The organism is Pseudomonas sp. LAMO17WK12:I1 (genome assembly GCF_900177315.1).
Lineage (GTDB): Bacteria > Pseudomonadota > Gammaproteobacteria > Pseudomonadales > Pseudomonadaceae > Aquipseudomonas > Aquipseudomonas marginalis.
In genome coordinates, this window is sequence record NZ_FWZV01000027.1 from 22,495 (window position 1) to 43,535 (window position 21,041).

At 62.5% G+C, this 21,041-nt stretch carries 17 protein-coding genes; 3 read left to right on the forward strand and 14 right to left on the reverse strand.

What is annotated here, in order from left to right:
- Positions 1 to 431: 431 nt before the first annotated feature.
- From B9N88_RS31890 to B9N88_RS31900, 3 genes are all read right to left on the reverse strand, one after another.
- Entirely contained in the window at positions 432 to 1,925 is a 1,494-nt protein-coding gene (locus tag B9N88_RS31890) for a Fic family protein (RefSeq protein ID WP_043293823.1), read from the reverse strand.
- A 100-nt stretch (positions 1,926 to 2,025) separates the two neighbouring features.
- Positions 2,026 to 2,271 (reverse strand): DUF2789 domain-containing protein, encoded by a 246-nt coding sequence (locus tag B9N88_RS31895; protein ID WP_027608071.1) that lies wholly within the window; start codon positions 2,269 to 2,271, stop codon positions 2,026 to 2,028.
- A 33-nt stretch (positions 2,272 to 2,304) separates the two neighbouring features.
- Entirely contained in the window at positions 2,305 to 3,909 is a 1,605-nt protein-coding gene (locus B9N88_RS31900) for a glycosyltransferase family 39 protein (protein ID WP_027608070.1), read from the reverse strand.
- Positions 3,910 to 4,088: 179 nt separating this feature from the next.
- Here B9N88_RS31900 and B9N88_RS31905 point away from each other — a divergent pair, with 179 nt between their 5' ends.
- Complete coding sequence (locus tag B9N88_RS31905) at positions 4,089 to 6,251, forward strand: PA5441 family protein (RefSeq protein WP_027608069.1); 2,163 nt, start codon at positions 4,089 to 4,091, stop codon at positions 6,249 to 6,251.
- Positions 6,248 to 6,952 (forward strand): DUF3142 domain-containing protein, encoded by a 705-nt coding sequence (locus tag B9N88_RS31910; protein ID WP_027608068.1) that lies wholly within the window; start codon positions 6,248 to 6,250, stop codon positions 6,950 to 6,952. The genes B9N88_RS31905 and B9N88_RS31910 overlap by 4 nt, the downstream gene beginning before the upstream one ends.
- A gap of 105 nt (positions 6,953 to 7,057) precedes the next feature.
- On the opposite strand, the gene B9N88_RS31915 is transcribed toward B9N88_RS31910, so the two are convergent.
- The 11 genes from B9N88_RS31915 to B9N88_RS31965 form a co-directional block, all read right to left on the reverse strand.
- Positions 7,058 to 9,508, reverse strand: coding sequence for a TonB-dependent siderophore receptor (locus tag B9N88_RS31915; RefSeq protein WP_027608067.1), 2,451 nt, complete (start codon positions 9,506 to 9,508; stop codon positions 7,058 to 7,060).
- A gap of 92 nt (positions 9,509 to 9,600) precedes the next feature.
- On the reverse strand, positions 9,601 to 10,551 hold the full coding sequence (locus B9N88_RS31920; RefSeq protein ID WP_027608066.1) for a FecR domain-containing protein: 951 nt from the start codon (positions 10,549 to 10,551) through the stop codon (positions 9,601 to 9,603).
- Positions 10,548 to 11,057, reverse strand: coding sequence for a sigma-70 family RNA polymerase sigma factor (locus tag B9N88_RS31925; protein ID WP_027608065.1), 510 nt, complete (start codon positions 11,055 to 11,057; stop codon positions 10,548 to 10,550). Before B9N88_RS31925 ends, B9N88_RS31920 begins: the two co-directional genes overlap by 4 nt.
- 73 nt (positions 11,058 to 11,130) lie before the next feature.
- Complete coding sequence (locus tag B9N88_RS31930; protein ID WP_027608064.1) at positions 11,131 to 12,576, reverse strand: efflux transporter outer membrane subunit; 1,446 nt, start codon at positions 12,574 to 12,576, stop codon at positions 11,131 to 11,133.
- On the reverse strand, positions 12,573 to 13,631 hold the full coding sequence (locus tag B9N88_RS31935; protein ID WP_027608063.1) for an HlyD family secretion protein: 1,059 nt from the start codon (positions 13,629 to 13,631) through the stop codon (positions 12,573 to 12,575). The genes B9N88_RS31930 and B9N88_RS31935 overlap by 4 nt, the downstream gene beginning before the upstream one ends.
- A gap of 15 nt (positions 13,632 to 13,646) precedes the next feature.
- Positions 13,647 to 15,182 carry an MFS transporter gene (locus B9N88_RS31940; RefSeq protein WP_027608062.1) on the reverse strand — a complete coding sequence of 512 codons (1,536 nt, stop codon included), beginning with the start codon at positions 15,180 to 15,182 and terminating at the stop codon, positions 13,647 to 13,649.
- Positions 15,183 to 15,417: 235 nt separating this feature from the next.
- Entirely contained in the window at positions 15,418 to 16,338 is a 921-nt protein-coding gene (locus B9N88_RS31945; RefSeq protein ID WP_027608061.1) for a LysR family transcriptional regulator, read from the reverse strand.
- A gap of 59 nt (positions 16,339 to 16,397) precedes the next feature.
- Positions 16,398 to 17,246, reverse strand: coding sequence for an ABC transporter permease (locus B9N88_RS31950; RefSeq protein ID WP_027608060.1), 849 nt, complete (start codon positions 17,244 to 17,246; stop codon positions 16,398 to 16,400).
- Between the two features lie 12 nt (positions 17,247 to 17,258).
- Complete coding sequence (locus B9N88_RS31955; protein ID WP_027608059.1) at positions 17,259 to 18,110, reverse strand: ABC transporter ATP-binding protein; 852 nt, start codon at positions 18,108 to 18,110, stop codon at positions 17,259 to 17,261.
- Between the two features lies 1 nt (position 18,111).
- Positions 18,112 to 19,137, reverse strand: coding sequence for an ABC transporter substrate-binding protein (locus tag B9N88_RS31960; RefSeq protein WP_027608058.1), 1,026 nt, complete (start codon positions 19,135 to 19,137; stop codon positions 18,112 to 18,114).
- A gap of 14 nt (positions 19,138 to 19,151) precedes the next feature.
- Positions 19,152 to 20,045 (reverse strand): TauD/TfdA dioxygenase family protein, encoded by an 894-nt coding sequence (locus tag B9N88_RS31965; protein ID WP_027608057.1) that lies wholly within the window; start codon positions 20,043 to 20,045, stop codon positions 19,152 to 19,154.
- A gap of 265 nt (positions 20,046 to 20,310) precedes the next feature.
- On the opposite strand from B9N88_RS31965, the gene B9N88_RS31970 reads away from it, so the two are divergent.
- A complete protein-coding gene (locus B9N88_RS31970) occupies positions 20,311 to 21,018 on the forward strand; it encodes a GntR family transcriptional regulator (protein WP_027608056.1) in 708 nt (235 codons plus the stop codon).
- Positions 21,019 to 21,041 lie beyond the last annotated feature (23 nt).

The following is a 21,041-nucleotide window of genomic DNA, read 5'->3' on the forward strand; positions in this document are numbered from 1 at the left end:
GCGAGATCTTTCCCATCCGAGAGAAATACCCTTCTCCCATTTGCCAGGCCCAACATACAGTCGGCGTCCCATTAGATGTCCATATTTGACGCGACATTCGCGACTTAAAGGGAGAAAGGGATAGTCCATCACAAACAACCAATCACCGGCTGCCAGTTTATCCAAGACCCGCCGTTGGTCTTTTTCAGCGGAGCAGCAAACGGGAGAAAGACCGCACTCACTGAGCAGTTCACTCAACCCGGGCAACGCATACGGGGCACGAAAAAACTCTCGGACTTTTAGTCTTGCAAAATAGGGACTCTCGATCTTTGTGAGTTCATAGCTTTCAATTTCGCTGCGTGGGACCAAGCGTTTCATGTTGTGTCCAGAGCAGGGAGTTAGCGCCTGTTAATAGCGAGCGCCTCCCACCGGCCACTACCGTCCACTTCCGTTTAGTCGATAGGAAATTTCCCAGTGTCGCGCAGAGCATGCCCCACCTCCTCCTCAATAAACTCAAACACCTCCTCCGATACGCTGTACTGAAACTGCTTGCGTCGGTTCTTGGAAACCTTGCCCTCGTTATCCAGGCACATCATCACCAGCTTTGATAGATCACTGCCGCGCACATCAAAGCGCTGGTTCACGGCCTTGATCACGCGGTCGTAGCGGTCGAGAAATTCGGTTTCTTCGCGCAGTTCCACTTCCAACGCGCGGCGGGCCATTTGCAGGGTGAATTCGACGCAGTGGGTGGCGTCCCAGTAGCGGTAGATCGAGGGGTGGCCGATGAAGTCGAAGGCCATTTGATCGCCGTCCAGCCACGTGACGTTCCAGAATTCCCGCGTCGGCTGGGAAAAGGCTTTGAGAGCGGCCAGATAAGCTTGCTCTTCGTGCTTCATTGCGACGGACACCGGTAGCAGCAGGCCGTTTTCCAGTGCACCGTAATGGCAGAGCGTCTGATGGATCAGGAAGCGCGACAATCGCCCGTTGCCGTCCATAAACGGGTGCAGGAATACGAAGCCGAAGGCAGTGACTGCCGCCGCTACCAGGGGGTCGACTTCACGTACTGGCTGATTGGCGAAGGCCATCAGCTCTTCCATCAGTTCCCGGCAAAGTTCAGGGGCTGGAGGAACATAGCTGACGCCCGCCGCGCCGCGCAGGCCGTTGTGCAGATGATTCTGCTCATGGCGAAACGCGACAGCTTTGTCGAAGGGGTTGGAGACGGTGCTGTTCTGCAGATCTACCAGGTAGTCCTCGGTCAGCAAGCGGCCTTCGTGGGCCTGGCGTAACAGTTGAACGAAGCGGCGGGATTTTTCTTCGCTGGGTTGTTCTTTTTCGATGGCAAACGAATCACGGGTTTCGTGGAGGTAGGCCCACTGGATGGCACGGTCCATCATTTCGGGTGGGAGGGTGGCCATGAAGGATTTGGCGCGGGCCAGCACATTGAGCGCCAACAACGCGTCCAGCTCAGGCGTTCGCTCCACGGTGGCGCAGTAATGCAAAGAACCCAAGCCGTTGAAATCCACGCGCCAGCGGCTGTTGCGGATGCTGGGTCCGGTTACGTAGCGCTCGGGATCGAATAAGGCAACGACGCGGCCTCGAACGGGCTTTGAATAATCCAGGGCCTGCCCGGTAAATCCCTCCCATAGAAAACAAGCTTTGCGAATGAACGCACCATTGGGCGAATCCGCCAAGGCAACCAAAAAGGGCTCAGGACCAAGCCGTTCAAAAGCCTGGGCGAGCACGGCCAGGTTCACGCCTTCATGCTTGAGAGCAAATAGCACATGCTCAAATAACGCAGCATGCGCGGGCGCCACAGCGGCCGGCACAGCCAGACAAGTGCCGATTCGAGTGATTCTGGTCACGGGTTTAATCATCGCAACACGGGAGGGCGCAATAATCTTTAGGTCCAGGACTTCACATAGATGGGCATATCCGACTGTTGCCAAGGTGAATCCCCCAAGAAAAAATAACCCAGGCGATTAAAGCCCAGATTTTTTTACTGCTCACCTTTTTTTTTTACAAAAACACAATTTTCAAAAGATTTTTTTACACCCCTCGCCCACCCCGCAACATCAGATTCAACTCATCCACCACCTCCGCCCAATCCGCATCGTCCAAGATTTCCTCACGCAAAAATGCTTTCTGGCTGTCTGTCCAGAAAAACGCCTCAGCCAACTTCAAATCCGGCTTGAGTGGCGAGTGGGCGGTCACAAACTGATCAATACCGACCGGGTCATCCGGCAGCCCAAGCTGTTTGAACAGTGACGGCAAGCTGTGCACGGGCGATTCCATGACGGACTCCTGAAAAAAGGTATTTAACCGAGTCTAGCGGCAGCCCTCGGGTTGTGGTGGCGGCACGTTGCACAACACGAACAAACGCACCCTGGCACCACCACCGTCCTGGCGACTGAGTTCGCGCCAGCCCTGGGGCAGTGGCGCGAAATCGTCCAGCACTTCGTTGCTGCTGATCAGCCATACGCGGCGGGTGTCGGCGGGCAGTGCCGACAGGCGGTCGAGGTAAATGCGCCCGCCGTCCTGGTCCACCAGGGTGCCGAAGCCGTAGGCGTTGGGCCGGGTCGGCGTGCCATCGGGCTTGGGCGGGGTGTAGAGCTGCAGTTGGGCGTCGGTCTGGTCGTAATACACATAGCTGAGGTACCACATCATGTCGCTGAGGACGATGCGATCGTCTTCCTGGTAATTGCGATTGACGAACTCCACCGGCACATTGAATTGGTCGTGCTCATCCACCGTGAAGTTGTTTTTGAGGCCCACCAGCTCCACGCCGACAAACAGCACGAACAGCGCCGCACCCAGCAGCGACAAGCGCGCAGGCAGGCGGTCGATCGCCATGGCGACAAGGATCGGCAAACCCAAGGCGTACACCGTAAGGTAGCGCTCGATAAACACCGGGGAGATAAACGATACCCCGTAGACCAGCAACAGCGGCAGCAGGAAAAACAGCGCCAGCAGGCAAGCGGGCCGATGGCGTTCGCGGTCTCGCGCGGCCGTCATCACGACCACGGCCATCAGTAACAGCGGGACAAACCAGAACAGCGGTGGCCAGAAGCCGATACCTTCATCCTGTAACACGAACTGCCAGATCATCGAAGGCAGGGAAAACAGGCTGACCGGTTCTTCCCAGCCTATGTCCCCGCCTACCTTGAGTTGTTCGACGTGCTGCACCAGGTCCAGCAGGTTCGGCAGCCACGGTACGTACAACAGCACAATCGCGGCATTGGCTACCCACCAGGCCGGGCGTGCGATCAGCCGTCGGCCTCGCGGCTGCGCCTGCCACAGCACCCCCAGGTAAGCCCAATGCACCAGCACGCACAGGGCGGTGAAGTAATGTGTGTAGAACCCGGCGCTCATCAACGCCACATACATGGCCAGGTAGCGCAGCCGCTCGGGCTGGCGTACCCAGTACACCAGCGCCAGCGTGGCCCCCAGCAGCCACACGCCCAGCAGCGAATACATGCGCACTTCCTGGCTGTAGCGCACCGCCGTGGGCAGCAGCGCCAGCAGGATCCCCGCCAGCACGGCAGCACGCCGGGTAGACAGTTGCCGTGTCAGCCAGACACCCAGGCCCACCGCAACCACGCCGGGGATGGCACTCATGCCACGAATCGACCAGATACTGTCGCCGAACAGCTCGATCCAGCCGCGCAGCATGAAGAAGTACAACGGCGGGTGCACATCGTGAGCGGCGTGAAACCACAGGTCGGCAGCGGCGTATTCACTGAGCAGCAGGCTGGAGCCCTCGTCGCCCCAGATCGCCGCCGATGTCAGGCGGTAAAACCGCAGGGCCATGGCCAGTCCCAGGATCGGCACCCACCACAGTCGGCTCAGCCAACCGACGCGTTCCCACGTAAGACGATTGAATGCGGGCAACGCCCCGACCTTTTCGTTTTGCTCTACCACAGACCGGCGCACCTCGATTCCCCCGCTGTTGCCTTGAGTGCCTCAGCGCAAACACCGCCACTCTAGGACAAAAGCCCCCGGTTCGCTTCTGGAATCGGACAAATCAGCAATTTGTGTAGGGCTTCACCGAAGCGCCCGCAGGAACACGCTATGATTGCCGCCCTCCAAGGACCCAGGATCAAGGACACGTCATGCGTATCGGTTTTCTCTCCCCCCTGGCACTGGCCCTGCTGGCCGGTATTTCCCAGCAGGCCCAGGCCAGTTCCGACGATTCGTGCTACCCCGATTGGCGTGTCTCGCGTGACAGCCTCGACCCTTGCAACAACGTGCCGTTCCTGAGCCCGGGCAATGACAGCCGGGCCAACCTGCGCCTGTTGCTGGCGGACAAAAAGGCCGCGCCGTTGGCGCCCAGGGCGTTGAGCGAAGATGACCTGGCCCAGGGTTTCGGCCCGGTGCCGTTCCCGGTGTATCGCCTGGCCGCTGCCTCCAGTGCAGAGACCGAGCCCGACTCGGACGATTCGCCTACCGCCGAGCTGGACACCCTGCTGACGCCCCTGGGCATCAAGCGCGAGGCGTACAAAACCGCCGGCGAAGCCTTCCTCAATGGCGAAGGCAGCCGCTGCCGCAGCAACGACGATGACAGCGCCACGGCGTTTATCCGCCAGGTGGTCAAGGCCGACATGCCGGCGGCCGAGCGCGCGCTGCTGGCAAAGGCGCGGCTGCAACTGCTCACCACCTGCACCTGGGATGGCCCGGTGATCGCCGAGGCGCAGCAGATCCAGTCAGCCGACGGCCAACTGTTTCGCACCTACCTGCAAGCCGCCGCCGATTTCTACAGCGGCCGCTTCGCCGAGGCCGCGCAAGGCTTTGCTGGCGTCGGCAGTGCACAGTCGCCGTGGCTGAAGGAAACTGCGCTGTACATGACCGCCCGCACAGCGCTCAACCAGGCCCAGGCCGACACCTATGACGAAGACGGCGTGCCGCACCTGGACCGTGTGGATAAACCCGCATTGGCCACGGCCGAACAGGGCTTCAAGGCCTACCTGAAGACTTATCCACAGGGCGAATACGCGGCCTCGGCCCACGGCCTGCTGCGCCGGGTGTACTGGCTGGCCGACGACAACACCCAGCTCGCCGACGCGTTCGCCTGGGCACTGACGGCCACCGACGAGCAGCGCAATGTGTCTGAGGATGAGCTGGTAGAAGAAGCTGACCTCAAGCTGTTGATGGTCAACAGCGATACCGTCAAGACCCCGATGATCCAGCTCGTCAGCGACCTGATGGTGATGCGCGGCGGCAACCAGCCGGCCCTCAACCGCGCAGACCTCGAGAAGCAAAAAGCCGCGTTCGCCAGCGAGCCGGAGCTCTATGAGTATTTGCTGGCCGTGTGTGCGCTGTACATCGAGCATCAACCGGACGCCGCCTTGAAGCAGTTGCCGCAGAGCGTGCCGGCAAGCCTCAACTACTTCGCCTTCAGCCAACAGACCCTGCGCGCCCTGGCCCTGGAAGCCAAGCAGGACTGGAAAGGCGCCGAAGCGCTGTGGCTGCAACTGTTGCCGCTGGCAAAACTGCCGCTGCAACGCGACCAGCTGGAGTTGGCCCTGGCCATGAACTACGAGCGCAGCGGCCAGTTGGCCAAGGTGTTCGCCAGCGATTCGCCGATCAGCGCCAAACAGGTGCGCTACATCCTGCTGCGCAACATCGCCGGGCCTGAACTGCTGCGCCAGCAGATCGCCCAGGCGAGCGATCCGCTGGAACGCCAGACCGCGCAATTCGTGCTGCTCTACAAAGACCTGCTGCACGGCCAGTTCGCCACCTTCGCCGAAGACCTCAAGCAACTGCCGGCCCAGGCCCCCGAGGACAAGCTGGGCACCAGCCTGGGTTATGTCTACAGCGCCAGCCAGACGCTTAAGCTGTTCCAGTGGAACGGCGACAAGGCCGAATCCGGCTACGCCTGCCCGAGCATCGCGCAAACCGCAGCGGCCTTGCAGACAGACGCGAAAAACCCCCAGGCCTTGAACTGCTTCGGCGAATTCATCCTGCGCAACGGCCTGGACGGCATGCCTCTGGAGCAGGCCCGCGCCGCCGGCAGCCTGGGCAGCACCGCTTCGGACTTCAAGGGTGAAACCTTCTCGCGGCTCGACGGTTACCAGCAGGTCATCGGCAACGCCAAGGCGCCGAAAAACGACAAGGCCTACGCCCTGTTCCGCGCCATCAACTGCTACGCGCCGGCCGGCTACAACAGCTGCGGCGGCAAGGACGTCGAACCTGGCGTGCGCAAAGCCTGGTTCCGCCAACTGAAAAGTGGTTTCGCCGACACCCAGTGGGGCAAATCGCTGCAGTACTACTGGTGAAGCACCTGTGGCTGGGCGTGCTGTTGCTGGCAAGCCCGGCCTTCGGTGCCGTCGATGCCCGCGACTACGACGCCTTCTGGCTGTGGAGCGGCGTCACGCCCCAGCCGGTACTCAAGCAGGCCAAGACCCTGTACATCCTCCAGGGCCAGATCAACGCCACCCGCCGCGCGCCCCTGCGCGGTGTGCAACTGATCGCCCAAGGCATCAGCGTGCCGCGCCTCACCCGAGGCGACGTCTGGGTGGTCTACCGCGCCCACACCCTGCGCTGGCCCGAACAGGTCTACACCCAACTGCTCGGCCAGGTACAACGCTGGCGCGACGCAGGCAACCCGGTGGTCGGCATCCAGATCGACTTCGATGCTCGCACCCAATACCTGCACGAATACGCCGACTTCCTGCGCGACCTGCGCCAGCGCCTGCCGGCCGATCTGAAACTGAGTATCACCGGCCTGATGGACTGGAGCAGCAACGCCGACCCCACCGCCATCGCCCAGCTCAAAGACGTGGTGGATGAGGTGGTGGTGCAGACCTATCAAGGGCGCCAGAGCATCCCGGATTACGCGGCGTATTTGCCACGGATGAACCGGATGGGGCTGCCGTTCAAGATCGGTTTGATTCAGGGTGGAGAGTGGGAGGAGCCGGGGTATTTGCAGGGGAGTGAGTGGTTTCGGGGGTATGTGGTGTTTTTACGCAATCCTTGATGGATGCTTGCTCGCGAAAACCTGAGATTGCCGCGAGCATTCAGAAAGACCCGCGTCATCGTTAACGTTTTTCGCGAGCAAGCTCGCTCCTACATTGGAAGGTGGTTACCAGTCATAGGTCAGGCTGGACACCACCGTACGCCCCTCCCCGTAGTAGCAATCCAGGTCGCTGGTGCACTGCGAGACATAGGTCTTGTTGGTGAGGTTCTGCACGTTCATCGCCAGTTTCACGCCTTTGAGCTTGAGCGGCGAGGCGCCCAGGTCGTAGTTCAGGCTGGCGTCGTAGACGCTGTACGACGGCACGCTGAACGCGCCTTCGTAGTAATCGCCCAGGCTTTGGCGCGCGTAGCGGACGCCCAGGCCGGCACCGAGGCCGGCGAGCGGGGTGTCGCCCAGTACGGTGTAGTTGACCCACATCGACGCCGTGAGCGGCGAGATGCCAGCGGGGTGGCGGCCTTGGCGACCTTCTTCGTCCTTGGTGTACTTGATGTCGTTGCGCGCGGCCGAGGCGATGATCTCCCAGGCGTCGCTGAGGGCGGCCTTGGCTTCCAGCTCTACGCCGCGGGAACGCATGGCGCCGCTCTGGGTACTGAAGGTGTCGTTGGGGTTGGTGGTGAGCACGTTTTCCTGGTCGAGCTGGTAGACCGCGACCTGCACGAAACTCTTCTGGCCCGGCGGCTGGTACTTCATGCCCACTTCGTATTGCTTGCCGGTGGAGGGGTCGAACGGTTTGCGCTGGGCGTCGGTGCCGGTCAGCGGCAGGAACGATTCGGAATAGCTGATAAAAGGCGCCAGGCCGTTATCGAACAGGTACACCAGGCCGGCGCGGCCGGTGAAGGCTTCGTCCTTGCTGGCGAAGCGGGTGCCTTGCAGCGGCTCCTTGTTCACCACGCTGGCCCAGTCATAACGCCCACCGAGCACCAGGGCCCACTTATCCAGTTTGATCTGGTCCTGCACATACAGGCCGGTCTGGCTCAGGGTGCGGTCCCAGCGGTACGGTTGGCCGAAATTCAGGCGCTGGCCGTAGACCGGCTTGAACAGGTCGATTACCGGTGGGTTGCGGTCATACAGGCCATGGAACAGCGAGCCGGAGTGGTAGTAATCCAGGCCGACGATCACCGTATGGGACAACGCACCGGTGTCGAATTCGGCCTGGGCGATGCTGTCCACGCCAAACACTTTGTTGTTCTGCGCCCAGTCCACGCCGAAGCGTTGCAGGTAGCGTTGGTCCTGCACACCGGTGGCCGGGTTGGCGACGAAGCGGTAGCCGTGCAGCGGTGCGGTGTAGCGGTCGTCCACTTCGGCGTAGCGCGCGTTCTGCTTGAGGGTCCAGGTGTCGTTGAGGCGATGGGAAATCTCGTAGCCCAGCACGTACTGCTCGCGGTTGTACTGGTTGACGCCGGGCTCGCCGATAAACACATCGCGCTTGATCTTGCCGTTGGGGTTGGCCCACAAGGTGCCGGACGCCGGCAACCCTTGGGCCTCGGGCACGCCCTTGTCCTTCTGGTATTGGGCGAACAGCGTCACACGGGTGTCGTCGTTGGGGCGCCAGGTGAGGCTGGGGGCGATGAACTGGCGTTTGTTCTCGACGTAGTTGATCTCGTCCTGACCGTCGTTGGCCAGGCCGGTGAGGCGGTAGAGGAATTGCCCCTGTTCATCCAGCGGGCCGCTGAGGTCGATGGCCGCACTCTTGTGCTCGTAGGTGCCGGCTTCCAGCACCACCCGGTGCACCGGGGTTTCGCTGGGGCGCTTGCTGACCATATTGACGATACCGCCAGGCTGGTTTTGCCCATACAGCACCGAGGCCGGGCCCTTGAGCACTTCGATGCGCTCCAGGGAGTAGGGCTCGATCTGCAGCGCGCCACCCGTGCTGCCGCCGCCGTAGGGCAGGTGCAAACCGTCAAGGTACAAGGGCGTGGGGGTGAAGCCGCGCGAGGTAGGTTCGTCGAATAACTTGACCCGGTCGGCAAAGCCACCGGCGGTCATGCCCGGGGTGTAGAGCAACGCCTGGGTGACGCTCTGGGCGCCGCGAGCCTTGATCTCGGCGGCGGTGATCACGTTGATGGTCTGGGGGATTTCCACCAATGCCGAATCGGTCTTGCTGCCGGACGCACTGCGCGTGGCGACAAGGCCGTCCACCGGGCCCCAGGCGCTTTCCTCGGCCTGCTGGGCGCTGATCTGAGTCGCGCCGAGCTGCAACGGCCCGGCGGATGGCATCGCCTGCAACGACCAACCACCCTGGGCCTGCACCGCCACCAGGCCGCTGCCTGCCAGCAGCCGCTCCAGGCCGGACCCGACGCCATAACTTCCCTGCAGGCCTGTGGTGCGCTTGCCTTGGGTAAGGGAAGCATCGACCGACAACAAGATGCCCGACGCACTGGCGAACTGGTTCAAGGCCTGATCGAGACTGCCCGCCGGAATGTTGTAGGCACGCAGCGCTTCGGTGCTGTCTTCGGCATGTACCTGGGTCGGCAGCATCGGCACCGTCGCCAGCAGGCTGACAAACAGGCCACGGCGCAAGGCGCGGGCCAAGGGTTGGATTGGGTGGTGCGGCATTGCAGGACTCCCCGTGAGAACGCTTCTTGATTGGCTTTCAAGAGGTATCCCGAACGGGGCGCGCAAACCGACAAGCATCGATAAAAAAATTTTCAGGCCCGTGCCTTGATGGTCACCCAGTAGCGCGTCACCGACTGCACCTGCACCGGCAGCGAACGCTCCAGAGCCGCGAGGATCGCGTCGGTATCGTTCAACGGGAACACCCCCGTCAGCAGCAGGCCAGACACCGCCTGATCACAACGCAACAGGCCTGGACGATAGCGGCTCAGTTGCGCGACAAACTCGCCCAATGGCTGGCGCTCGGCGATCAGCCGATGCTCGGTCCAACTGCTGGCATTGGCACTTACCGCAGGCAACGCCGAGCTTTGGCGCGAGTTGAACCACAGGCTGTCGCCGGCATTCATCTGCACCGCCGGGCCCTGCAACGGGGTGACCCGCACGCGGCCTTCATACAGGTCGACGCGGCTGCCATCGGGCAGTTCGCACACGGCAAAACGGGTGCCCAGCGCCTGCACGTCACCGGCCGGGGTTTCGACGATCAAAGGGCACACCGGGTCGTGGCCGCTGGTCAACAGGATCTCGCCACGGATCAGGCGAATGCGCCGCTCGCTGGCGCTGAAACGCAGGTCCACTGCACTGTCGCTGTTGAGGTCCAGGCGCGTGCCGTCGCTGAGGGTCACGTGGCGAATCTCGCCGGTGGTGGTGCGGTAGTCGGCAAAGGCTGCCTGCCAGGGTTCGCTGCGCTGCACCAGGTAGCCGCTGCCACCCGCCACCAGCAGCAGGCCGAGCAGTTTCAACGCGGCGCGGCGCTGGGTGTCCGGGGTGTCGCGCAACACCGCACGGGCGCTGTCGATAGGCACGCTGCCAAGGGTTTGTTGCAGGTGCTGCAGACGTTGCCAGGCGCGACGGTGTTCCGGATCCGCCGCCTGCCATTGCACAAACGCCTGGCGTTGCTCGCCTTGCAGCTCGCCGCTCCAATGCAGCATCAGCCATTCGCTGGCTTGCTCGACAATGGCCGGGGCGATGGGGGCGTCGGGCCTCATTCTGCGTACGCCACCTGGTAACAGGCGACGATCGCGCGGGTCATGTACTTCTGCACCGAACTGACCGTGACGCCCAGGCGCTCGGCGATCTGCGCGTAGCTCAGGCCTTCGAACTGCGAGAGCAGGAACGCGCGGCGTACGTTGTCGGGCATGCGGTCGAGCATGGCGTCGATCTGCATCAGGGTTTCGAGAATCAGCGCACGGGTTTCCAGGCTCGGCGACTCGGGCTCGGGTAAATGCGCGATGCTTTCCAGGTAGGCACGCTCGATACGCAGGCGGCGCCATTGGTCGATCACCAGGTTGCGTGCGATCTGCACCAGGTAGCTGCGGCTTTCCTTGTCACCGGGGTAACGACCGGAGACCAGCAGGCGCAGGAAGGTGTCCTGCGCCACATCGGCGGCGTGTTCGCGGTCGCCCAGGCGCTTGCGCAGCCAGCCTTGCAGCCAGCCGTGATGGTCACGGTACAGGAGGTGAAGCTGTTGCTGGCCGTCAGTCGCGGTGTCCATGAAAAGCTCAGATACATTATTGAGAGCAATTATCATTACACCTTGTTTCGCGGCTGGCAAAACTCTTTGTGGTTCAGCGCTCGGCGGTTTGCAGCGGATACACCGATTCCCACCCCCCGCCCAACGCCTTGTACAAGCCGACCATGGCCAACGACACGCCAGTAGAACTCTCCACCCACTGCTCCTGCGTGGCCAGCAGCGCGCTTTGCACGGTGAGCACGTTGACGAAATCCACCACACCTTCAACGTATTGGTGCTGCGCGGTGGTCAGGGCGATCTGGTTCTGGCGCACGGCTTCGGCGAGGCTATCGCGACGCAGTTGGCTGGCGTTGTAGCGGGTCAGTTGGTCGTCGATTTCATGCCAGGCTCGCAGCACGGTGTGCTGGTAGGCCAGGGCCGCTTCCTGTTGCTGGGCTTCGCGCAGGTCCAGCATGCCTTGCAGGCGGCCGCCGTTGAACAGTGGCAGGCTCACTTGCGGGCCGAAGGCAAACGCGCGGGAGCCCCAGGAGCCGAAATCCGACAGTTGCATGGCCTGGGAGCCGAGGCTGCCGGACAAGGTAATACGCGGGTAAAAATCGCCCTTGGCCACGCCGATGCTGGCGGTGGCGACGTGCAGGCGCGCCTCGGCCTGGCGTATATCCGGACGGCGCTCGGCGAGTTCCGACGGCAGGCCGATGGCGACCTGGCGTTGGGTCTGCGGTACGGCGGCGTACTTGGACAATTGCGCGTGCAGGGCCTGGGGTGGCTCGCCCATCAGCAGGCTGAGGGCGTTGATCAACTGGTCCTGGCGTTGCTGCAGATCCGGCAGCCGCGCTTCGATGGCGGCGACCTGGGCGGCCGCTTCGGCGACATCCAGATCGGTGGCCACGCCGTCGGCCAGGCGCAACTGCGAGAGCTTGAGGCTGTGGCGGGCGACGTCGAGGTTTTGCTCGGTCACCGCGCGGGTGTTCTGTACGCCACGCAGCTGGATGTAGTCCTGGGCGGTCTCGGCCAGTACCGACAACAGCACGGCGCGGCGGTCGTTTTCCGCCACTTGCAGGGTGGCGTCGGCGGCTTCGGTTTCGCGTTTGACCCGTCCCCAGAAGTCCAGCTCCCACGACGCCGAGAAGCCCGCGTCCCACTGGTTGAACGCGGAACGCCCGTTTTCGCCGGAGGGGTCGTTCAAGCCTTTGCCGCTGTTGCGTTTGCGCTGGTAGGCGCCCGTGGCGTCGACAGTGGGATAGCGCTCGGCGGTAGTCACCTGGCGCACCGCACGGCTTTGTTGCAGGCGGCTGCTGGCCAGTTTCAGGTCGAGGTTATCGGTCAGCGCGCGGCGCGTGAGGGCCGACAGTTGCTCGTCGTGGAACACGTCCCACCAGCGCTCTTGCAGCGGATCACTCACTGCTCGGCTGGCGGCTTGTCGCCCTTGAGGTTCGCTCCATCGCGTGGCTTGCGGCGTGTGCGGGCGCTGAAAGTCCGGGCCGACGGTGCAGGCGCTCAGGCTGATAACGCTCAAGGTGAGCCAGGCTAGGTGTCTCATTGCTGGGCCACCTCACGCTGCGGCGCGACCGGCTGGGTGTCGACGCTGGCCTCGACCGACATGCCGACCCGCAGGCGCTCGGTCAGCGGTTGGTTGGGTTCGAGGACGATTTTCACAGGGATACGCTGCACCACCTTGGTGAAGTTGCCGGTCGCGTTGTCCGGCTTGACCGATGCGAAGGTCACACCCGTGGCAGGTGCGAGGCTCTCCAGGTGGCCGTTGAGCAGCTCCCCGTCGAGGCTGTCGACCCGCACCTGCACTGTCTGGCCGGCGTGCATATGGGACAGCTGGGTTTCCTGGAAATTGGCGACCACGTAGGCCTCGGCCAACGGCACCACCGCGAGGATCTTGCTGCCCGGGGTCACATAGGCCCCCACCCGCACCGCGCGCTCACCGACCATGCCATCCACCGGCGCGACGATGCGCGTGTAGGACAGCTGATAACTGGCCATTTCCAACGCGGCCTGGGCACGCTTGAGCCCACCTTCGGCGGCATCGCGCTGGGCCGTGAGGATTTCCACCTGCTTGCGCTCGGCCGCCAGCACCGCCGTGGCGTTAGCCAGGCGCGCGGTGGCCTGGTCGATGCGGGTCTTGGCTTGCTGGGCGTTTTGCACGGTGCCCGCGCCCACGCCGGCGAGGTGGTTGTAGCGGTTCAGCTCATGTTCGGCGAAGGCCACTTCGGCGCGGTCTGCCGCCACGGTGGCCTGGGCCTGGGCGATCACCGAGGTTTGGCGCTCCAGGGTCGCGGTGGCGTTCTTCAGCTGGGCCTGGGCGACCAGGGTGTCGGCGTCGGCGGCCTGGGCGGCGGCGCGAAAATCGCGGTCGTCGATCAGCGCCAGCAGTTGCCCGGCCTTGACGCGCTGGTTGTCTTCCACCAGCACTTCCTTGATAAAGCCCGCCACACGTGGCGCCACCAGGGTGAAATCGGCGGCGACGAAGGCGTCGTTGGTGGCCTGGCGCTTGTTGCCCAACAGGCCGGGCGCGACCAGGTAGACCAGCACGCCGACGGCAAACACGGCGATAACGGAGACGGCGATTTTGTCTTTGCGTTTCATGGGAAGTCCTTGTGGCTAGGTCGGTGCGCGAGGCGGAAAAATCCGCGTGGGCATCCAGAAAATCAGCAGGATCAACGCCACCGCGACAGCGGCCATGACGTAATAGAGGTCCGAAGAAGTCAGCACCACGGCCTGCTCGTGCAGGCGCTGGGCCAGGCCCGGTGCATCGCCGTCGGCCAGCGGCGAGTTACCCAGGCGGTCCACCAGCATGGTCGAGTGAAAGTGCAGGCGCTGGGTGGTCAACGCATCCAGCACGCCGGTGGCAATCACGGCAGCCAGGCCTTTGACGGTGTTGAACCAGGCCGAGGCGAACGGCCCATCCGCCGGTTGAATGCTGCCGGTGGAGAGCATCAGCAGCGGCAACACCGCCATGGGCTGCCCGAAGATTTGCAGCAGGTACAGGCCGTAGAAATCGTCGCGAATCCATGCCGAGGTCAGGTGCGCACTGCCCACGCAACACAGCACCAACATCCCCAGCCCGATCCCCAGGACCCAGCGGCAATCGACCCAGCGCAGGTTGCACAACGCCGCCACCAGCGGCAGCGCGATCAATTGCGGCAGCGCCATCAGCAGCATCACCGGCGCGGTTTGCAATGGGCGATAACCCTGGACCTGGGCGAGGAAACTCGAGGGGATGATGATCACCGAGGTCAGCACCATCAGCACGCCTGCCAGCACGATCAGGGCAAACGCCAGGTTGCGCAGGCCTAGCATCTGCAATTTGAAAAACGGCATCGGGTGCGACCATTCATTGAACATGAACAGCACCAGCAGCACGCTGCCGCCGCACAGCAGGAAGGTGATCAGGCCCGACTCGAACCAGTCCAGGCGATTGCCCTGCAGAATGCCGATCACCAGCATGCAGATCGCCGGAAACCCCAGCAGCAGTCCGCGCCAGTTGAACTGCTTGAAGCGCTCCAGGCGCAGCGGGTCTTGCGGCAAACCGTAGGCCACGGCGGCCATGGCCAGCAGGCACGGCCCGACGATCTGCCAGAACGCCCACTGCCAACCGACGTATTCGGTCCACAGTGCCGCCAACGGCGTGCCGAGGCTCGGCCCGAACGTGGCGGTAAGTGCGTAGCCAGCCAGACCATACAGCTTGACGTTGGCCGGCAGGAAGCGCAGCGCCACGGTCATCAGCATCGGCGGCAAGGCACCGCCCGCCAGGCCCTGGACGGTACGCAGCAGCAGCAGGCTTTGGTAGTTCGGCGCAAACGGGCACAGGATCCCGAGCACGGTGAACAGGCCAATGGCGCACAGGGTGAAGCGCCGCAGGGAAAACGTCACCGAACACCAGGGCGCAAAGGCCATGGCCGACACGGAAGTGGCCGTGTACGCGGCCACCAGCCAGGTGCCTTCGTCAAAGCCGATGTACAGCGCACCGCGAATATCCGCGAGGGCCACCTTGGTGACCATCTCGTTGAGGCCGGACACCAGCACCGCGAGCAACACGCCGACCAGGCCGATGATGATGCGCGGGCCGAATACAGGCGGGGTGATGGCGGTGGGTCTGGCTGCGGCCGCAAGGGTGGGGGCAGCGAGGGAAGTCATGAACAGGCAGCTCGGGATTAGAAATACCCGAGCAGTTTAATCAGGCACATCCATGACAAAAAGTTACATGTTGGCAGGATATAAGTGCGCCAGGCGCAATCCTGGACTCACTATAGAACCCTTGTGGGAGGGGGCTTGCTCCCGATTGCGCTGGATTAGATAGAAAATCTGGGTCTGGCACACAGCAATCGGGAGCAAGCCCCCTCCCACATTTTGACCGCGCATGGCTTGTAGATCAGGTGGGTTGGGCTTCCAGCCAGGTGGCGTGGCAACTTTCGCGCATGGTTTCGCGCAGCCACTTATGAGCCGGGTCTTTGTCGAAGCGCGGGTGCCAGGATTGGGCCAATACCAACGTCGGCAGCGAGATCGGCAACGCAAACGCGCGCAGTGGCAGCTTCAAGCGGTTGGCGCTCAACAGGGCTTCCTTGGGCACCGGCAGAATCAGGTCGGAATCGGGCAACATGAACATCGCACCGTGAAAACCCGGCGCAATCATCGCCACCCGCCGCTCCAGGCCCTGGGCATTCAACGCGGTGTCGATCGGCCCACGGGCGATGCCACGTCGCGAGATACTGATATGGGAATAGCTGGCGAAGCGCGCGGCGGTGATCTCGTCGTCAAACAACGGATGGTCCTCCCGCGCGAGGCCCACGAAGGTGGTGGAAAACAGGTTCTGCACCTTCACTTCCGGAGTGACCGGCATGGTGTTGCTCACGCGCAGGTCCAGCCGCCCTTCGCGCAGGGCTTCATCATCGGTGTCGCCTTCAGGCACGAAACACAGCTCGCACAGTGGCGCCATGCGCTCCATGGTGTCGAACAGCCGACCGCCATACACGCCGATGAAAAAGTCATTGGCGCGCACACTGAAGCGACGGCGCAAGGTGCTCAAATCAACCTGATCCGCCGAGCGAAACAGCAACGCCGCCTGCTCCACCACGTTGCGCACCTGGCCTTGCAACTGCAAGGCCTTGGGCGTCGGCACCAGGCCGCGACCGGCGCGCACCAGGATCGGATCGCCCACCGCTTCGCGAATACGTGTGAGGGTACGGCTCATGGCCGCCGGACTGAGGTTCATCCGCCGCGCGGCGCCCACCACGCTGCCCTCGTCGAGCAAGGCGTCGAGGGCGACCAACAGGTTCATGTCGGGTAGTTGCATGCCAAGCACTCGTGGTCAGTCGGGAGTGAGCTGGCCGCAATCGTAGCAGGCTGGGGGTATCAGCGCTGCATGCCCCACCGTTTCACGGTGAGGCGCTCGAAGGTGTCGAACACCAGGTTTTCCACCAGCAGGCCGATCAGGATCACCACCGCCAGGCCGGCGAATACCTTGTCGGTGTACAGCTCGTTGCGGTTCTGGAAGATGTACCAGCCCAGGCCGCCCTTGCCGCTGGTCGCACCGAATACCAGCTCGGCGGCGATCAGGGTGCGCCAGGCGAAGGCCCAGCCGATTTTCAGCCCGGCGAGGATCGACGGCAGTGCCGCCGGGATCAGGATGAACAACACGAAACGCATGCCCTTGAGGCCATAGTTGCGACCGGCCATGCGCAGGGTTTCGGACACACCGAGAAACCCGGAATAGGTGTTGAGCGCCAGCGCCCACAACACCGAATGCACCAGCACGAAAATCAGGCTGTTCTGGCCCAGGCCGAACCACAGCAGCGCCAGCGGCAATAACGCAATGGCCGGCAGTGGGTTGAACATCGAGGTCAGGGTGCTCAGCAGGTCACGGCCCAGTTGCGTCGACACCGCCAGGGTGGTCAGGGCAAACGCCAGCACGATGCCGATCAGGTAGCCCTTGACCAGCACCACCAGCGAGATGCTCACCTTGCCCAGCAGTTCGCCACTGAGCAGGCCGTCATAGAGCGCGTGAAAGGTCTGCAGGAAACTCGGCAGCAGCAGGTCGTTGTTCTGGTAGCGCGCGACGGCTTCCCAAAGGATCGCGAGCACGATCAGGATCAGGCCCTTGCGTAGCCAGCCTTGCTGCCACAGGCGTTGGCGCAGGGGCAGTTCGCGTTCCACGGGGACGCTGAGCAGCGGCTCAAGGTTGATTTCGTATTCCTGGCGCATTGGGTTGTCCCCTTAGTAAGCGATTCGGATGTCGGCGAAACCCAACTCACGTTCGGCCTCGGGCGCTTCATCGAACAACAGGCGATGAATCCGCCGCGCCGACGCCTGGAACTCCACGCCACCGAGGCTGTGCAGGTCGTATTGATGGCTGTGGATTTCCGCGCGCACACGCCCCGGATGCGGCGACAGCAGCAGGATGCGATTGCCCACCACCAGCGCTTCTTCGATGGAGTGGGTGACGAACAGCAGGGTGAAGCGCACTTCTTCCCAGAGCAGCAGCAATTCCTCCTGCATCTTGCGCCGGGTCAGGGCGTCGAGGGCGGCGAAGGGTTCGTCCATGAGCAGGATTTTCGGCTGCATGGCCAGGGCGCGGGCGATGGCCACGCGGGCTTTCATACCGCCGGAAAGGGTGTGCGGGTAAGCGTCGGCAAAGGCGCTGAGGCCGACTTTGTCGAGGTAGTGCAGCGCCCGTTCTTCGGCTTCGCGACGCGCTAAGGTCTTCGACGCCAGCAGCGGAAACATCACGTTCTGCTTGACGGTTTTCCACGGCGGCAGCTGGTCGAACTCCTGGAACACCACGATGCGGTCCGGGCCCGGCTGTTCGACCTTTTGCCCCAGCAGGCGGATCTCGCCTTCGCAGGGCTTGATAAACCCGGCAATGGACTTGAGCAGTGTGGATTTGCCGCAACCCGATGGGCCGAGCAACACGTAGCGATCCGCCGGGTCGATCTCGAAGCTGACTTGGTGAGTGGCGCGCACCACGCGCTCGGGGGTGCGGTATTCCAGGCTGACGTTATCCACCGCCAGCAATGGTGCGGCGGTGTGCAGGTTGCTGGCCGTGTGGCCTTGCAAGGGCGCGTTCATCTCAACTTCCTTGCAGGGGCTTGGCATCCTGGAAGAAGTAGTCCTTCCACGATTCAGGCTTGTTTTTGATGGCGCCGACGCGGTAGAGGAATTCCGCCAGCGGGTAGGTGTTTTTTGGCGTGACGCTGAATTCGAACTGAGGGTTGTCGATGATTTTCAGCAATTCGGCGCGGTCGATCTTGGCCTTGGTGACGCGGATGTAAGTGTCGGCCGCCGCGCCTTTATCGTTCTGGGCGAATTGCGCGGCTTCGGTCAACGCCTCGACAAATGCCTTGTAGGTTTTCGGGTTGTCGTTGCGGAATTTCTCGGTGGCGAACAGCACCGTTGGCGAGTTCGGCCCCAGCAGGTCGTAGGTGTTCAGCACCACATGCACGTTCGGGTTGGCCAAGGCCTGATCCTGGAACGGCGGGTTGGAGAAGTGCCCGGTCAGTTCAGTGCCGCCGGCGATCAGGGCGGCGGTGGCATCCGGGTGCGGGACGGCGACGGTGTACTTGTCGAGGCGATTGAATTCCTTGTCGCCCCATTGCTTGGCGGCGGCGTATTGCAGGAAGCGCGACTGCACCGACACGCCCACCGCGGGCACGGCGATACGGTCCTTGTCGGTGAAATCGGCAATGGTCTTGACCTTGGGATTGTTACTGACCAGGTAGTAGGGGAAGTTACCCAGGGAGGCCACGGCCTTGACGTTCTGCTTGCCATGGGTGCGGTCCCAGATGGTCAACAGCGGGCCGACGCCGGCACCGGCGATATCGATCGAGCCGGAGAGCAGTGCGTCGTTGACCGCTGCGCCGCCGGACAGCTGGGTCCAATCGACCTTGATGTCGAGACCTTCCTGCTTGCCGTATTTTTCGATCAGGTTCTGGTCGCGCACTACGTTAAGCAGCAGGTAGACGATACCGAACTGTTCGGCGATGCGGATCTCGCCTTCGGCCTGCGCAGCCGTCGGAGCCAGCAGGCTGCCGGCCAACAGGCTCATACCGAGGCCGACGGTCATGGCCAGCCGTGCAAATGGGGTTTTCCTGGACATGGTCATGCTCCGAATCAGAAAGGCGCGTCGCCCTGGATGGTGGTGCGAAACAGCTTGCGGCGCAGATGGCTCGGGCAACCGGCGGCCAGGTGGATCAGCGAGCGGTTGTCCCAGAACACCAGGTCGTGGGGCTGCCATTGGTGGCGGTAGATGTTGTGCGGCAGCACACTGTGGGCGTAGAGCTGGGCCAGCAGTTCGCGGCTTTCATCTTCCGGCAGGCCGACGATGCGGGTGGTGAAGCCTTCGCTGACGAACAGCGCCCTGCGGCCGTTTTCCGGATGGGTGCGCACGATGGGGTGAACCACTTCCGCGACTTGGGCAAGCTGCTCGGGCGTCAACGTCGGGCGCCAGTTGCCTTCGAATTTGGTTTCGCTGTAGCGCGCGGTATAAGAGTGTGCGGCACTGCGGCCTTCCACGGCTTTGCGCAGGTGCTCGGGCAGTTGGTCCCAGGCTTTGTGCATGTCGGCAAACAGGGTATCGCCGCCTTCGGACGGCAGCTCCTGGGCGTGGAGCATCGAGCCCAGGCTCGGCAGCTCTTTATAGGACAGGTCCGAGTGCCAGAATTTGCCTGCGTCACCCAGGCCGATGGATTGGCCGTTTTCGATGATGTTGGAGACGATCAGGATTTCCGGGTGGTTGGCCAGCAGGAACTGCTTGAGCACGTGGATCTGCAGGACGCCAAAGCGGCGGCTGAAAGCGATCTGTTGTTCGGGCGTGATGCGTTGATCGCGGAACACCACCACGTGGTGATCCAGGTGCGCGCGATGAATGCGGGCGAAATCCTGGTCGTTGACTGGCCGGGACAAATCCAGGCCGACAATCTCGGCACCGACGCTGCCGGGCAGTGGTCGAATCTCGAACGTTTGAGTGGCAAGGGTCGCTGTTGGAACAGTAGAGGTGGCGGACATGAGTTCACTCCCGGTCAGACAGGAGAGTGACTTTATAGGCATAAGAACGGTAATTTAAATACCGTTAGGGAATATATATATGCGGTAATGTCGCAATACACCAGCGGCGTGTCAGACCTGGCAAAACCCGCGCGTGGGCCGCCGGAGTCGAGCGTTGAAACGCTTACAAGCCGAAACCGTGCCCGTTTGACAAGCCTATGGGCAGCCTCTAGTGTGCATTGGATCCAATTAGCCACCCTATTTTAATAAGGAGGATAGCGTAACCGTGACGCAGAAGCCGAACCCGTTGAACAGCATCAAGATCACCGGCCCTATTCCCGCCCATCTTGCTCGCTCCGTGATTGAAGAAACCTTGCGCAATGCCATCCTTGATGGCCGCTTGCCCTGCGGTACCGCCATGCGTCAGCAGGAGCTGGCCAGCCTGTTCGGGGTCAGCCGCATGCCGGTGCGTGAAGCCTTGCGTCAGTTGGAGGCGCAGTCACTGCTGCATGTGGTCACCCACAAGGGCGCCGTGGTTGCACCGTTGATCGAAGACAATTCGGCTGAGACCTATGAGCTGCGAATGTTGCTGGAGTCTGAAGCCCTGCGTTTGTCGATTCCCTTGCTGAGCGAAGCCGATATCGCCGAGGCAGACACGCTCATCTGTGCCCTGGAACAGGAAAAAGACTACACCGAGATTGGCCGTCTCAATCGCCTGTTCCACATGACCCTGTATGGCAAGGCCCCCAACCAGCGGCTGCTCAAGCTGGTGGAGCACGGGCTGAATGAGGAGGAGCGCTTCCTGCGTTTCAACCTCGAGGCGATGGGGCTGGGCGAAACTTCCCAGGAAGACCATCGTGAACTGCTGAACCTGGTGACACAAAAGAAGGTCGAGGAAAGCATCCTGACGCTGCGTAATCACCTGATGCGCGGGATGGACGTGATCACAACCTATCTCGATAACCTCGACGCCGCCGCAAAGAAGACGCTCTAACATGGCGTAAGGTCGCTCGGCTT

What these genes read in the sequence shown, in the direction of transcription:
- B9N88_RS31895 (WP_027608071.1), bottom strand. Translation starts at nt 2,271, where the DNA reads ATGGAATCGCCCGTGCACAGCTTGCCGTCACTGTTCAAACAGCTTGGG.
- B9N88_RS31905 (WP_027608069.1), top strand. Translation starts at nt 4,089, where the DNA reads ATGCGTATCGGTTTTCTCTCCCCCCTGGCACTGGCCCTGCTGGCCGGT.
- B9N88_RS31915 (WP_027608067.1), bottom strand. Translation starts at nt 9,508, where the DNA reads ATGCCGCACCACCCAATCCAACCCTTGGCCCGCGCCTTGCGCCGTGGC.
- B9N88_RS31920 (WP_027608066.1), bottom strand. Translation starts at nt 10,551, where the DNA reads ATGAGGCCCGACGCCCCCATCGCCCCGGCCATTGTCGAGCAAGCCAGC.
- B9N88_RS31925 (WP_027608065.1), bottom strand. Translation starts at nt 11,057, where the DNA reads ATGGACACCGCGACTGACGGCCAGCAACAGCTTCACCTCCTGTACCGT.
- B9N88_RS31930 (WP_027608064.1), bottom strand. Translation starts at nt 12,576, where the DNA reads ATGAGACACCTAGCCTGGCTCACCTTGAGCGTTATCAGCCTGAGCGCC.
- B9N88_RS31935 (WP_027608063.1), bottom strand. Translation starts at nt 13,631, where the DNA reads ATGAAACGCAAAGACAAAATCGCCGTCTCCGTTATCGCCGTGTTTGCC.
- B9N88_RS31940 (WP_027608062.1), bottom strand. Translation starts at nt 15,182, where the DNA reads ATGACTTCCCTCGCTGCCCCCACCCTTGCGGCCGCAGCCAGACCCACC.
- B9N88_RS31945 (WP_027608061.1), bottom strand. Translation starts at nt 16,338, where the DNA reads ATGCAACTACCCGACATGAACCTGTTGGTCGCCCTCGACGCCTTGCTC.
- B9N88_RS31950 (WP_027608060.1), bottom strand. Translation starts at nt 17,246, where the DNA reads ATGCGCCAGGAATACGAAATCAACCTTGAGCCGCTGCTCAGCGTCCCC.
- B9N88_RS31955 (WP_027608059.1), bottom strand. Translation starts at nt 18,110, where the DNA reads ATGAACGCGCCCTTGCAAGGCCACACGGCCAGCAACCTGCACACCGCC.
- B9N88_RS31960 (WP_027608058.1), bottom strand. Translation starts at nt 19,137, where the DNA reads ATGTCCAGGAAAACCCCATTTGCACGGCTGGCCATGACCGTCGGCCTC.
- B9N88_RS31965 (WP_027608057.1), bottom strand. Translation starts at nt 20,045, where the DNA reads ATGTCCGCCACCTCTACTGTTCCAACAGCGACCCTTGCCACTCAAACG.